We start from the raw sequence: 12,967 nt of genomic DNA on the forward strand, positions 1-12,967 counted from the left end.
GCGGGGTGACGAACCCTCAGATGCCGCTGATCACCGCGTCCATGGCCGCCACGATGTCGTCGGCACGGTTTTTGGCATTCGCGATGCTCTTCTTCAGGAACCGCTTGTCCAGCGGAGCAGCTTCAAAAGGCACCAACGTCAGCTTCCTGCCGTTGATGGGGATCACAGGGCACAGTCTGGACGGCAGTTGGCTTGCTGCCAATGAAGTGGCGGCAAGTGGGGCGACCATGCGAGTGGGAAGGCTGCGCAGCAGGTCGCTCTGGATGTCCAGCACATAGGGATACGTGTCGCGCGTGCGCGGGCTGGGGTTGTCGAAGACGTCGTACTGCATGGATGCTCGTAACGGGCGACTCACCACACACGGAAATCGTCGCACCACAGGCCGTACTTGTCGAACCTGGCCTTCTGCTCGTCGATCCACGCCTTGTAAGTCTCTTCGAATTGCCGCTGCCGCTGTGCCAGAGTCCTCGGCTGGCTGGCGGACTTCATGGCTTCGAACTGTTGAATGGAGACGATCACCGTATCGACGCGACCGTCTTTTTCGATGAACACGGGTTCAACCTTGGCTTGAGCACACAGGGCTCCGAAGCGGTTCTTGGCTTGCGTGGCGGTGACTTGCATGTCGGCATCTCCTCTGTGGCGTTGGCCATTTTAGCCATCGGTGATGTGCCGGGCAACACTTCGTCTGTTCCGACGATTCGCCTGCACGCGCTCGCGTGCACAGTCACGCCGTCCTATTCGAAGACTGGAGACCCCGTGCCCCTGGCCCTCACCCCATCCGAAACCCGGTTCCGCGACGAAGTCCGCGACTTCCTGGCGCGCGAGTTGACGCCCGAACTGCGCCAGGCCGGCCGGCGCTGCAGCGGCATCTTCACCGAGTACGAACACGGCAACCGCTGGCACCGCATCCTGGCCAGGCAAGGCTGGAGCGTGCCGCACTGGCCCGTCGAACACGGCGGCACGGGATGGACGACGATGCAGCACCACATCTTCGCCAGCGAACTGGCCGCCGCCCATGCGCCGCCGCGCGCGCCCATGGGGCCGGGCATGGTGGCGCCGGTCATCCTCGCGTTCGGCACGCCCGCGCAGCAGGCGCGCTGGCTGCCCGGCATCCGCTCGGGCGAGGACTACTGGTGCCAGGGCTATTCGGAGCCGCAGGCCGGCTCGGACCTGGCCTCGCTGCAGTGCAAGGCGCGGCGCGATGGCGAGCATTACGTGATCGACGGCACCAAGATCTGGACCACGCACGCGCAGTACGCCAACCGCATGTTCTGCCTGGTGCGCACGGCCTCGGGCGGCAAGCCGCAGCAGGGCATCAGCTTCCTGTGCTTCGACATGGACACGCCCGGCATCACGGTGCGGCCCATCATCAGCATCTCGGGCGACCACGAGCTCAACCAGGTGTTCTTCGACGGCGTGCGCGTGCCGGCGTCCAGCTTGGTCGGCGAAGAGAACCAGGGCTGGACGGTCGCCAAGTACCTGCTGCAGCACGAGCGTGGCGGCAGCGCGGCGCCCGCGCTGCGCGCGCGGCTGGCCCGGCTGCATGCCGCGGCCGACCGGGCTTTTGCCGCCGGGCATGACGCGCAGGAGGCCGACGCCATCGCGCTGCGCCTGGCCGAACTCGAATGTGCCATCGACGCTGTCGAAGCCGTGGAGATGCAGTCCCTGCGCGCCACCATGCGCGGCGAGCCGCCCGGCATCCGCCCGTCCATCGGCAAGACGCAGGCGACCGAACTGCGCCAGCGCATGACCGAGGTGGGCGTGGAAATCGCCGCGCACTATGGCGCCGTGCAGCTGCCGCTGGACGACCACCTCGCCGACGACCTGCCGATCCCCGAAGACCCCGTGTTCGCCATGTCGGCCTACCTGAACGACCGCGCGGCCTCCATCTACGCCGGCTCCAGCGAAGTCCAGCGCAACATCATTGCGGCCCACCTGCTCGCGAATTGAATGAAACCACCCCGTTTGGATGTCTCACTTCGTGTAGACATCCCATCCCCCTCGAGGGGCGCACCCAGCGGCCTGGCAGAGCCAGTTCCGCGGGTGCACCGGCATGGCCTGCACCGCGGCCATCGGCATTGCGCAAGCACCTCTTGGTGCCTGGGCTGAGACTGGCGCGTCGCGCAATGGAGACCTACATGCAAGACCACGACACGCTCGCCATGCTGCAGGGCAGCCTGGCCCGCTACCTGGACGACCACCACGCGTTCGACCAGCGCCTTGCCGCGTTGAAGGCCGCCGACCACGCGCCGCCGCCGTTCTGGCAAGGCCTGGTGCGCGAGCTCGACCTGCTGGGCGCGGCCCTGCCCGAGGCGCAGGGCGGCCTGGGGCTGGGCCTGCCCGCGCACCTGGCGCTGATGGAAACGCTGGGCGGCGCGCTCGCGGCCCAGCCCTACCTGTCGACCATGGTGATCGCCGCCGGCCTTCTGCAGCGCCACCCTGGGGCGCAGGCCGATGCACTGCTCGCGCGCATCCTGGCCGGCCAGGCCGTCGTCGCTTTCGCCCACACCGAGCCGCACAGCCGCCACACGCGCGCCGACGTGCAGCTGCAGATGCGGCGCGAGGGCAGCGGCTTCGCGCTCGACGGCCGCAAGGCCGTGGTGCAGGCCGCGCCCTGGGCCAGCCATTTCATCGTGAGTGCGCGCAGCAGCGGCCAGGCCTGCGACGCCGAAGGCATCTCGCTGCTGCTGGTGCCGCGCGATGCGCCGGGCCTGCGCCTGCGTGCCTATGCTCTGCGCGATGGCGACCGGGCGGCCGAGCTCGATTTCGACAAGGTGCGCGTGCCGGCCGAAGCGGTGCTGGGCGCCGAGGGCCAGGCCCTGCTGCAGATCGAGCAGGCGCTGGACGAGGCCACGTTGGCCATCTGCGCCGAGGCCGTCGGCGTGCTGCGCCGCCTGATGCGCGACACGCTGGACTACGTGCGCCAGCGCAAGCAGTTCGGCGTGGCGATTGCCAGCTTCCAGGTGCTGCAGCACCGGCTCGCCGACATGCACATCGCGCTGGAGCAGGCCGCTGCGCTGACCGCCAGCGTGGGCGAGGCCGTGGGTGAGATGACGGCCGCGCAGCGCGCACGCGCCGTGTCCTCGGCCAAGGTCGCCACGGCCAAGGCTTGCAAGGCCGTGGGGCAGGGGGCCGTGCAACTGCATGGCGGCATGGGCATGACTGAGGAGCTGGGCGTGGGCCACTACATGCGCCGCGCCACGCTGATCGAGGGCCTGTTCGGCACCGCCGCCTGGCACGTGCGCCGCGTGGCGCAGTTGCGCGCGGAGACAGTGGCGCCAGTGAGCGCAGCGCCGGGCCGCCCCGAGCAAGCTCGCTCCCGCCTGGCGGGACAGGCCGCAGGCCCAAGGGTGCGCCAGTGAACACCGTGGACGACCGCACCCCCGTCATCGTCGGCATCGGCGAGATCACGCACCGCAGCAAGGCCGCCGAGGATGGCCTGGAGCCCATCGAACTCATGGCCCGCGCGCTGCGCGAGGCCGAGCGCGACAGCGGTGCCGCGCTGATCGCAGAACTGGACTCTCTCGACGTGGTCTGCGAGTACTCGTGGCCCTACACCGATGCGCCCACGCTGCTCGGCGAGCGCCTGGGCCATTCGCCGACGCGCCGCGTCTACGGCGAGACGGGCGGCGAGTCGCCCGTGCGCTTCATCCACGAGGCCGCGCTGCGCATCGTGCGTGGTGAAAGCCGCGTGGCCGCCATCACCGGCGCCGAGGCGCAATACACCGTGCAGGCCGCCGCCAGGGCCGGCGTCGCGCTGCCATGGACGCCGCGCGACGACAGCGTGAAGCTCACGCGCGGCACCGACCTGTGCCACCCCGTGGCCGTGGCGCTGGGCGCCTCCATGCCGATCACGATCTACCCGTTCTATGAGAACGCGACGGCCGCGCGATGGGGCCAGACGCCGCGCGAGGCGCAGCAGGAATCGGCGCGCCTGTGGGCGGGCTATTCGGAGGTGGCGGCGGCCAACCCGCATGCCTGGCGGCCGCGCCGATTCACCCCGGCCGAGGTGCTCGATGCCAGCGGCGACAACCGTCTGATCGCCTGGCCCTACACCCGCGCCATGGTCGCCAACCCACTCGTCAACATGGGCGCGGCCGTGCTGATGACCAGCGCGGGCCATGCGCGCGCACTGGGCATCGCGCCCGAACGCTGGGTCTACGTGTGGGACGGTGCCGCCGCGCGCGAGCCGCGCGACTACCTGCAACGCGACCAGTACCACCGCTCGCATGCGCAGGACCTGGTCATGGAAACCGTGCTCGCGCAGGCCGGCGGCGACGCGGCGGCCTTCGCCCAGCTGGAGCTGTACAGCTGCTTTCCCGTCGTGCCCAAGATGGCGCGCCGCACGCTGGGCCTGGCGGCCGATGCGCAGATGACATCCACCGGCGGGCTGAGCTTTTTCGGCGCGCCGCTCAACAACTACATGACGCATGCCGCCTGCGGCCTGGTGCGTGCGCTGCGCGGCGCGCCGGGCAAGGCCGCGCTGCTCTACGGCCAGGGCGAGTACGTCACCAAGCACCATGCGCTGGTATTGGGCGCGGGCCCGTCGCCGCAAGGCCTGCCGCGCGCCGGTTACAGCGTGCAGGCCGCGGCCGATGCGCGCCGCGGCCCGGTACCCGCCTTCGTCACCGAGCATGCCGGCCCGGCCACGTTGGAGACCTTCACGATCGTCTACGACCGCGACGGCCAGCCCACGCACGGCATTGTGATCGGCCTGACGCCCGCCGGCGCGCGGCTGATGGCACGCGTGCAGGCGCAGGACACGGTCACGCTGCGGGTTCTGGCCGACCTGGACCGCAGCCCCATCGGCAGCCGTGGCATGGTCGGCGCAGGCGACGACGGCCTGCTGCGTTGGACGGCCTGCTGACGGCGCGCCGCGCAGGCCAGGCCCTACACGGCGGCGGCGCAGCGGCCGATGGTTGCGATCACGCGCTCCGTCTTCAATGGCGGCATGCTGCCGCGTCACGTCGATGCGGCCATCGACGAAAGGAAGACAAGCATGACCAGCAGCACCGACCCACGTGACCAGCGCGAGCACCTGTGGAGCATGATCAAGGACCTCAAGTTCGCGATGTTCACGACGCGCCATCCCAACGGCCACCTGCATGCACGCCCGATGACCACGCAGAACAAGAAGCTGGACGAGGACGACCGCCTGTGGTTCTTCATGTCGCGCCGCGGCGACTCGGTGGAGGACCTGGCCAAGGAGCCGAACGTCAACATCAGCTATGCCGATCCGGGCAAGGACAGCTATGTCTCCGTGGCCGGCACCGCCCGCGTCAGCGACGACAAGGCCAAGGCCCGCGAGCTGTGGAACAAGATGACCGAGGCCTGGTTCCCCGGTGGCGTGGACGATCCCGATGTGGCGCTCGTGGAGGTGACCATCACGCATGCCCACTACTGGGACGTCAAGGAAAACAAGCTGACCCAGCTGTTCAAGATGGCCAAGGCGGCCGTGACGGGAAAGCCGCCGAGCGGCATGGGCGAGACCGGCGAAGTGCGCATGCACGCCGACAGCCGCTGAGCACCGGTAAGAAAATGTAGAACCCAGGGTCGCCGGGGATGACGGCGGCAGGCGCCTTGGCTAGGCTCCTGCGCATGCCGACATCTCCAAGAACCCTGATCCGTGCGGCCGCCCTGTGGGCGGCCGTTGCCGTTGTGGCCGGCTGCGCCACGCCCAGCAAGCCCGTGGTGCCACCGCCGCGTCTGGTGGTCTTCATCGCCATCGACGGACTGCCGCAGCGCCAGGTCACCGCCTACCGCGACCAGCTTGCGCCCGACGGCTTTGCGCGCTTCCTCGAGCGCGGCAGCTGGTTCAGCGACGCGCACTACGGCCACGGCTTCACCGTCACCGCGGCCGGCCACGCCACCATGCTGACGGGCGCCTACCCGCACGGCACCGGCATCATCGGCAACGACTGGCGCGTGCGCGAGACCGGCGAGCTCATGTACTGCACGGGCGATACGCGCCACCAGTACATCGGCAACACCACCAAGCAGCTGGACGGCACCAGCCCGGCCAACCTGAAGGCCGAGACCGTGGGCGACATGCTGCGCCGCGCCGACCCGCGCTCCAAGGTCATCGCCATCTCCGGCAAGGACCGCGGTGCCATCCTGCCCGGCGGCCAACGCGGCACGGCCTACATGTACATGGGGCAGAGCGGGCAGTTCGCCTCCAGCACCTACTACATGCCGGCGCACCCGGCCTGGGTGGACACCTTCAACGCCGAGAAGCGCGCGGACTACTACTTCCGCAAGCCCTGGGCGCCGCTGCACCTCGACGCGGCCTATGCGCGCTCGCTGGCCGACAACCAGCCCTGGTACGCCAAGGGCGGGGCCTTGCCGGCCATGATGGGCGTGGACCAGCCCAAGCCCGACGGCGCCTACTACGGCAGCCTGCTGCGCAGCCCCTTCGTCGATGTGCTGTCGCTGGAGTTCGCGCGTGCTGCCATCGCGGGCGAGCAGCTGGGCCAGGACGAGGTGCCCGACATCCTGTCCATCAGCCTGTCGGGGCATGACTATGTGAACCATGCCTTCAGCGCCGAGTCGCGCCTGTCGCACGACCACATGCTGCACCTGGACCTGATGCTGCAGTCCTTCTTCCAGCACCTGGATGCCACCGTGGGCCGCGACCGCTATGTGGTCGTGCTCACCGCCGACCACGGCTTCATGCCCGCGCCCGAGCACAGCAAGTCGCAAGGCCATGCGTCTGGCCGCGTCAGCGGCAGCCAGATGCTGGCGCGCATCAACACCGGGCTCGAGCAGAAGTTCGGCCAGCCCAAGCTGGCGCAGGCCCTGTCTGCCTCGGCCGTCATGCTGGACCGCAAGCTGATCGCCGAGCGCAGGCTGGACCTGCCCGCGGTGGAGTTGGAGACGCAGCGCCTGCTGCAGGCCGAAGAGGCGATCGCCGTGGCCTACACGCGCACCGAGCTGGTGGCCAACAACAGCACGAGTGCGCCGCACTTCCAGGCCATGCGCCGGGCCTTCTTCGAGGAGCGCTCGGGCGACGTGCAGTACGCGCTCAAGCCGTACTGGATGCACACCAGCACCAGCGCCGTCACCACGCACGGCTCGGTGCATCCGTACGACACCAACGTGCCCATCCTGGTCTGGGGGCCGGCCTGGGCCGGCGCGGGCGAGGTGCGCCAGCGCGTGGAGGTGGTGGACATCGCGCCCACGCTGGCGCAGTGGCTGGGCGTGCCACGGCCGCCCATGGCCGAAGGCAGCTTGCTGCCGGTGGCTGCGCGCTGAGCCGTTTCAGCCGAGGCCAGCTTCGAAGCGCTGGCAATGCGTGCGCACGCCGTTGCGCACGGCTTCCCAGATGCGTGGCGGGAAGTCCGGCGGCAGCGTGCTTTCCAGCACGTCGAGCGCGGGCAATGCCTGCGCCACCAGCGCCACCATCTGCTCGAACGCGTGCGCCACGCCGGTCTGCGTCGCCAGCAGCTGCCAATGCCGCGTCTGCACCTCCGCCAGGTGGTAGTGCGCGTTCTTCGCGCGCAGCGCCATCGCCAGCCGCGCTCGCGGATACGCGATGTGGTTCGGCCCGCGCCCGATGATGGGCCAGGCCGACAGCACGTCGTACAGCGGGGCCATCGTGTAGCGGTCGCCGCCCTCCAGGAACAGCGAAAAGTTCTTCGCATGCCCGTCGGTCGCGGCCAGCAGCCAGAAGGCCAGTTGCGTGAGCGCGAAGCGCAGGCTGTCGGCCTGCGCGGTTTCGCTGGCCGACAGCAGGGCCAGGCTCTGGCGCAGGCCGGGGCCGCCATCGCTCTCGTACTTGCGCTCGGCCGGCGTGCCGGTGGCCTGGCAGAAGTCTTCCTGCGGCAGCCGCGCGATCCAGCGGCGGCCCGGCATCCAGCGGCGGTCGAAGCGTTCGACCACCAGCGCTTTCTGGTCCTCGAAGCGGCCGATCTCGCAGCGCGCCGCGGGCAGACCCCAGGCGTTGAGGATCTGCGCGCACAGCCACTCGTTCTCGACCGAGTCGTGCATGTCGGCCCGCAGGTTGCCGATCAGGCCCAGCGGCAGCTTGAAGATGTGCGTGGTCGGCGTGGCGCCGAGCGGCCTGCGCCACTGGCCGCGCGCGTACAGCAGCGCCGTCTTCTCCTGCGCGCCGGCGATGGAGATGCGCAGGTCCGCATCGCTGTCGGGCGTGGGGTTGTCGACGGTGACCTGGCGCAGCGCCGCGGCCACCTGCGCCTCGCGCAGCGGCTGTGATTCGATCCGGTCGAACGGCGGCGGCGCCTCGCCGGCCGGCATCAGCTGCAGCGCGCCGACGCAGTCGCGGCCGATGGCGGCCAGCAGTTCGGCCGCGCTGCTGCCGGTGACGCGAAAGCGCCGGCGCAGGCGCTCGCGGATGTGCCGGGCGTCAGGCAACAGGTTGTCGAAGTAGTGCTCGACGGCCGGGCCGCGCACCTCTTTCTCGCCGGCCGGGATGGGCAGCGACAGCGACAGCGGCCGCACCTGCGGCGAGCGCAGCCAGCTCTCGTCGTAGCGCAGCACGGGCACGCCGCCGCGCGTCCAGTACCACGCACCGACGTACTCGCCGTTCATCCACAGGTCCAGATCAGGCAGGGCCATGGCTTACCAATCGGCCGTCTTGGTGGCTTTGGGTGCGGCCGCGGGTGCCAGCAGCAAGCGGGTCTCCAGCGCGTGCAGCAGCTGCAGCAACTGGTCCACGCTGATGGCGCCGGGGTTCTTCTCGATGTCGGCGATGCGCGCCTGCTTCACACCGATGCGCGCGCCCAGTTGCGCCTGCGTCAGCCCGTGGGCCTGGCGCAGGGACTTGAGATGGGTCGACAGTTGGGCGGCATTGAGCAGGGCAGGGTGCATGGCGATATCGTCTTGGGGCGATATCGTCAAAATATCGCCAAAAGGCGATATTGTCAATCTATCGCTGATGAGCAATATCAGCTTGTGCGCAGCGCATCGGCCAGCCGCACCCCATGCCGCGCCTGCGCCGGCTCCAGCGCCTTGGCGATCGAGGGATGCAGCCGCACGCCGTCCCGCTGCCCGCGCTCGCGCCGCTGCAGCCCATGCTCGCCGGGCAGCCGCACCGGCCGCGCTGCGTCGGCCGGCGCGTTGCCGCGGCACTGCGCGGCGATGTGGTCCATCTGCCGCAAAAAGTCGTCCTTGCCGCCGAAGGCCGCCAGGTCGTGCAGCGTCAGGTACACGGTGGCGCCCCAGCCCTCGCGCGCATCGGCGCGGCCGTGGCCCGCCAGGCCGCCCGTCAGCGCCTCGACCAGCAGCGCCATGCCATAGCCCTTGTGGCCGTGCGTGGTGCCGCCCACCGGCAGCAGCGTGCCGGGCGGCTTGGCGAACAGGACGCCGGGGTCGTCGGTGGGCTGGCCTTGCGCGTCGATCAGCACCGGGTGCGCAAAGCGCTCGCCGGCCGCGTGCTTGCGGTTGCTCATGCCGTTGGTGGTAATGGAGGCCGAGATGTCCACCATCACGCCGCCGCCGGTGAGCGGAAAGCCCAGCGCCAGCGGGTTGGGCGTGAACACGGCCTCGGTGCCGCCGTAGGGCGCCACGCTGGCGGTGTTCGGGTCCGAGCAGGCCAGCAGCATCAGCATGCCTTCGTCCAGCGCGCGCAGCATGTAGACCGCCAGGCAGGCGATGTGGTGGCTGCGGCGGATGGCCAGCGTGGCCGTGCCGAGCGCGCGCGCACGCGGCAGCAGCAGGTCCAGCCCCTGGTGCACCAGCCAGGGGCCGGGCAGGCGCTGGCCGTCCCACAGCACGGCGGCGGGGCGGTCGGACAGCACCGCGGGCGCGCCGCTCGCGGCCATGGTGCCGTTCTCGATTTCCTTCACGTAGCCGGCCAGCAGCGCCAGGCCGTGCGTGTCGTGGCCCAGCAGGTCGCCGTCGACCAGTGTCTGCGCCACGCAGGCGGCCATGGCGGCGTCCAGTCCGGCGCGCTGCAGCAGGCCGGTGGCAAATGCGACCAGCGCGGTCGCGTCGTAGAGAGGGGTGTCAGGTTGCATGCAGGGTCCGTGGTTGGCGGCGGCGCCAGGCCAGCCAGCCCGAGCCTGCCCACAGCAGCACGGTGAACAAGGCCAGGCTGCCGGCGATGGGCCGCTCCACGAAGGCCAGCCAACTGCCGTCGGACTTGATCATGGAGGTGATGAAGTTCTCCTCCAGCATCTTGCCCAGCAGCATGCCCAGGATGGCCGGCGCCACCGGGAAGCCGTTCTCCTCCAGCAGCCAGGCCGCCACGCCGAAGGCCAGCAGGATCCACAGGTCGAACAGCGCGTTGTTGATCGCAAACGAACCCACCAGGCAGAACAGCAGGATGATGGGCATGAGGATGTTGCGGGGCATGCGCAGCAGCTTGGCCGAGGTCTTGATGCAGGCCCAGCCCAGCGGCAGCATCAGCAGGTTCGCGGCGATGAACACCAGGAACACCGCGTACACGCTGGCCGCGTTGTTGATGAAGATCATCGGCCCGGGGTTCATGTCCTTCATGTACAGCACGCCGATCACGATGGCGGTGATGGAGTCGCCCGGGATGCCGAACACCAGCGCCGGCACCCAGGCGCCGGCCAGCGCGCTGTTGTTGGCAGCGCCCGCTTCCACCAGGCCCTCGGGGTGGCCGGTGCCGAACTTCTCGGGCTCCTTGCTGAGCTTCTTGCTCATCGCGAACGACATCCAGGCCGCGATGTCGGCGCCCGCGCCGGGCAGTATGCCCACCGCCGTGCCCAGCACGCTGCCGCGCAGCGTCTGCACGGGGTACTTGCGCATCAGGCCGCCCATGCCCTTGAAGACCGAGCCGATCTGGTGGTTGAAGCTGCCGATCTGCTCGGTGGTCAGCGTGAAGCGCAGGATCTCGGAGATCGCGAACATGCCGATCATGGCCGGGATCAGGCTCACGCCGCCCAGCAGGTCGGCGCTGCCGAAGGTGAAGCGCGGATGTGCAGCCGGGTTCTCCAGCCCCACGCAGCCGATCAACAGGCCGATGAACAGCGTGATCACGCCCTTGAGCGGCGCGTCGCTGGTGATGAACACCGCACACGTGAGGCCCAGTGCCACCAGCCAGAAGTATTCGAACGAACTGAACTTGATGGCGAACTCGGCGAGCGCCGGCGCGGCCAGGATCAGCACCGCCGTGCCGAACAGCCCGCCGATGCAGGAGAACACCAGGCCGATGCCCAACGCGACCTCGCCCTGGCCCTTGCGCGTCATGGCGTAGGACTCGTCGGTGTAGGCCGCGGAAGCCGGCGTGCCCGGGATGCGCAGCAGCGCGCCCGGGATGTCGCCCGCGAAGATGGCCATCGCCGTGGCCGTGACGATGGCGGCCACGGCCGGCACCGGCGGCAGGAAGAAGGTGATGGGCACCAGCAGCGCCGTGGCCATGGTGGCCGTGAGCCCCGGCACCGCGCCAACGAACATGCCGAACATGCCCGACAGCAGCATGACCAGCATCACCTGCGGCGTGGCCACCAGCTGGAAGGCCTGCAGAACGACGTCCATTCAGGGGTTCCTCACCAGGCGATGGGTTGCAGCCAGCCCCAGGGCAGGGGCACGCGCAGGAGTTTGTAGAAGCAGGCGTGGATCACCAGCGTGGCCAGCAGCGCCACGCCCACGGCCATGGGCAGGCGCACGCCCAGCGCCAGCTGCATCGCCACCAGGATGACCACGCTGCACAGGATGAAGCCCAGCGTGTCGGCCGCCAGGATGTAGAACACCATGGCCGCCAGCGTGACGACCAGGGCCGCCATGTGGCGCGGCGAGCGCAGGCCCTCGCTCAGCGCGACCAGCGGGCCGCCCGCGCGCCAGCCGTGCCAGACCAGCGCGGCCGACGCGATGGCCATGCCGCCCGCGATCAGGCCGGGGAAGAGCGCCGGTCCGAACTGCTGGCCCGCCGCGGGCGGAAAGCCCTGGATGTGCCAGAGCACGGCCAGGGACAGGAGCAGCAGCACCGCCCCCGTCAGGCTGTCGTGGACGCGCATCTACTTGGCGATGCCGACGGCCTTCATGACCGTGGCGGACTCGGCGTCCTTCTCGGCCATGAACTTGCCGAACTCCGGCGCGCCCGCGTACAGCGCGCCGAAGCCGCGCGACTTCAGGAAGTCCTGGTAGGCCGCGCCGTCGAAGATCTTCTTGAGCGAGGCCGACAGCCGGTCGCTGACCTCCTTGGGCAGGCCCTTGGGGCCGGCGATGCCGCGCCAGGCGCCCGCGTTCCACTGCTGGCCGCTGGCGTCGGTGTACAGCGGCACCTGCGGAAAGATGCCGTCGGGCTTGGTGCCCATCAGCACCAGCGGGCGCACCTTGTTGCCCTCGATCAGTGCGCGCGCCTCGGGCAGCGAGCACGAGACCACGTCCACACCGCCGGCCAGCAGGTCCTGCAGGCCCGGCGCCGCGCCATTGCTGGGCACCCAGCCGATGGCGTTGCCCGGCAGCTTGTTGTCCACCAGCCAGCGCGCCAGGCCCAGGTGCCAGATACCGCCCTGGCCCGTGCCGCTGGCCTTGAGCTTGCCGGGGTTGGCCTTGGCCGCGGCCAGCAGGTCGGCCGCGGTCTTGATCGGCGAATCGGCCCGCACCAGCACCGCATTGGGGTCGAAGTTCATGAGCGCCAGTGGCGTGTAATCGGCACCGGAGAGCTGCGTCAGCCCCACGTGGCGCATCATGCCGATCTCCACCGTGAGGATGCCAATGGTGTAGCCGTCGGGCCCGGCCGAGGCGATGGCCTGGTGGCCCACCACGCCGCTGCCGCCGGTGCGGTTCACCACGTTCACCGGCTGCTTGAGGTCCTTCTCCAGCTCGATGCCGATGATGCGCGCCACGGCATCGGTGCCGCCGCCAGCACCCCAGGGCACGATCAGCGTGATCGGCCGCTCCGGCCAGGCGGCCCGGGCTGGCAGGCCGAGCGAGAGGGCTGCGAGGGCACCGCCCATGCGGGCGAGGTAATGGCGTCGTTGCATGCGTTGTCTCCGGGCAGGTTGCACGATGGGCGCGATTGCAACATTGGTCGAGTGGC

General features: G+C 69.9%; 13 protein-coding genes. 5 read left to right on the top strand and 8 right to left on the bottom strand.

Annotated elements, in window-relative coordinates:
- Positions 1-16: 16 nt before the first annotated feature.
- Complete coding sequence (locus ASF43_RS23935) at positions 17-331, bottom strand: CcdB family protein (RefSeq protein WP_056186830.1); 315 nt, start codon at positions 329-331, stop codon at positions 17-19.
- Between the two features lie 20 nt (positions 332-351).
- Entirely contained in the window at positions 352-621 is a 270-nt protein-coding gene (locus ASF43_RS23940; protein WP_056186831.1) for a type II toxin-antitoxin system Phd/YefM family antitoxin, read from the bottom strand.
- Positions 622-756: 135 nt separating this feature from the next.
- Here ASF43_RS23940 and ASF43_RS23945 point away from each other — a divergent pair, with 135 nt between their 5' ends.
- The 5 genes from ASF43_RS23945 (at position 757) to ASF43_RS23965 (ending at position 7,251) form a co-directional block, all read left to right on the top strand.
- On the top strand, positions 757-1,950 hold the full coding sequence (locus ASF43_RS23945; RefSeq protein WP_056186834.1) for an acyl-CoA dehydrogenase family protein: 1,194 nt from the start codon (positions 757-759) through the stop codon (positions 1,948-1,950).
- A 188-nt stretch (positions 1,951-2,138) separates the two neighbouring features.
- Entirely contained in the window at positions 2,139-3,362 is a 1,224-nt protein-coding gene (locus ASF43_RS23950) for an acyl-CoA dehydrogenase family protein (protein WP_200932601.1), read from the top strand.
- Positions 3,359-4,867, top strand: a complete 1,509-nt coding sequence (locus ASF43_RS23955; protein WP_056186836.1) for an acetyl-CoA acetyltransferase — start codon at positions 3,359-3,361, stop codon at positions 4,865-4,867. Before ASF43_RS23950 ends, ASF43_RS23955 begins: the two co-directional genes overlap by 4 nt.
- Positions 4,868-4,999: 132 nt before the next feature.
- Complete coding sequence (locus tag ASF43_RS23960; protein WP_056187451.1) at positions 5,000-5,524, top strand: pyridoxamine 5'-phosphate oxidase family protein; 525 nt, start codon at positions 5,000-5,002, stop codon at positions 5,522-5,524.
- A gap of 74 nt (positions 5,525-5,598) precedes the next feature.
- Positions 5,599-7,251 (top strand): alkaline phosphatase family protein, encoded by a 1,653-nt coding sequence (locus ASF43_RS23965; protein ID WP_162241852.1) that lies wholly within the window; start codon positions 5,599-5,601, stop codon positions 7,249-7,251.
- Between the two features lie 6 nt (positions 7,252-7,257).
- On the opposite strand, the gene ASF43_RS23970 is transcribed toward ASF43_RS23965, so the two are convergent.
- The 6 genes from ASF43_RS23970 to ASF43_RS23995 all read right to left on the bottom strand — a co-directional run bounded on the left by ASF43_RS23970 (position 7,258) and on the right by ASF43_RS23995 (position 12,911).
- Entirely contained in the window at positions 7,258-8,574 is a 1,317-nt protein-coding gene (locus ASF43_RS23970; RefSeq protein WP_056186841.1) for a type II toxin-antitoxin system HipA family toxin, read from the bottom strand.
- Between the two features lie 3 nt (positions 8,575-8,577).
- The gene (locus ASF43_RS23975) at positions 8,578-8,826 is read right to left on the bottom strand and encodes a helix-turn-helix domain-containing protein (RefSeq protein WP_056186843.1); all 249 of its coding nucleotides are present in this window, start codon (positions 8,824-8,826) and stop codon (positions 8,578-8,580) included.
- Between the two features lie 77 nt (positions 8,827-8,903).
- Positions 8,904-9,974: an Ldh family oxidoreductase gene (locus tag ASF43_RS23980; protein ID WP_056186846.1), complete on the bottom strand. Its 1,071-nt coding sequence runs from the start codon at positions 9,972-9,974 to the stop codon at positions 8,904-8,906.
- Entirely contained in the window at positions 9,964-11,460 is a 1,497-nt protein-coding gene (locus ASF43_RS23985; protein ID WP_056186849.1) for a tripartite tricarboxylate transporter permease, read from the bottom strand. The genes ASF43_RS23980 and ASF43_RS23985 overlap by 11 nt, the downstream gene beginning before the upstream one ends.
- 11 nt (positions 11,461-11,471) lie before the next feature.
- A complete protein-coding gene (locus tag ASF43_RS23990) occupies positions 11,472-11,939 on the bottom strand; it encodes a tripartite tricarboxylate transporter TctB family protein (protein WP_056186852.1) in 468 nt (155 codons plus the stop codon).
- Positions 11,940-12,911 carry a tripartite tricarboxylate transporter substrate binding protein gene (locus tag ASF43_RS23995; protein ID WP_056186854.1) on the bottom strand — a complete coding sequence of 324 codons (972 nt, stop codon included), beginning with the start codon at positions 12,909-12,911 and terminating at the stop codon, positions 11,940-11,942.
- Between the last annotated feature and the right edge of the window lie 56 nt (positions 12,912-12,967).

Origin of the sequence: Pseudorhodoferax sp. Leaf267, from assembly GCF_001422405.1 — a bacterium.
Classification (GTDB): domain Bacteria; phylum Pseudomonadota; class Gammaproteobacteria; order Burkholderiales; family Burkholderiaceae_C; genus Pseudorhodoferax.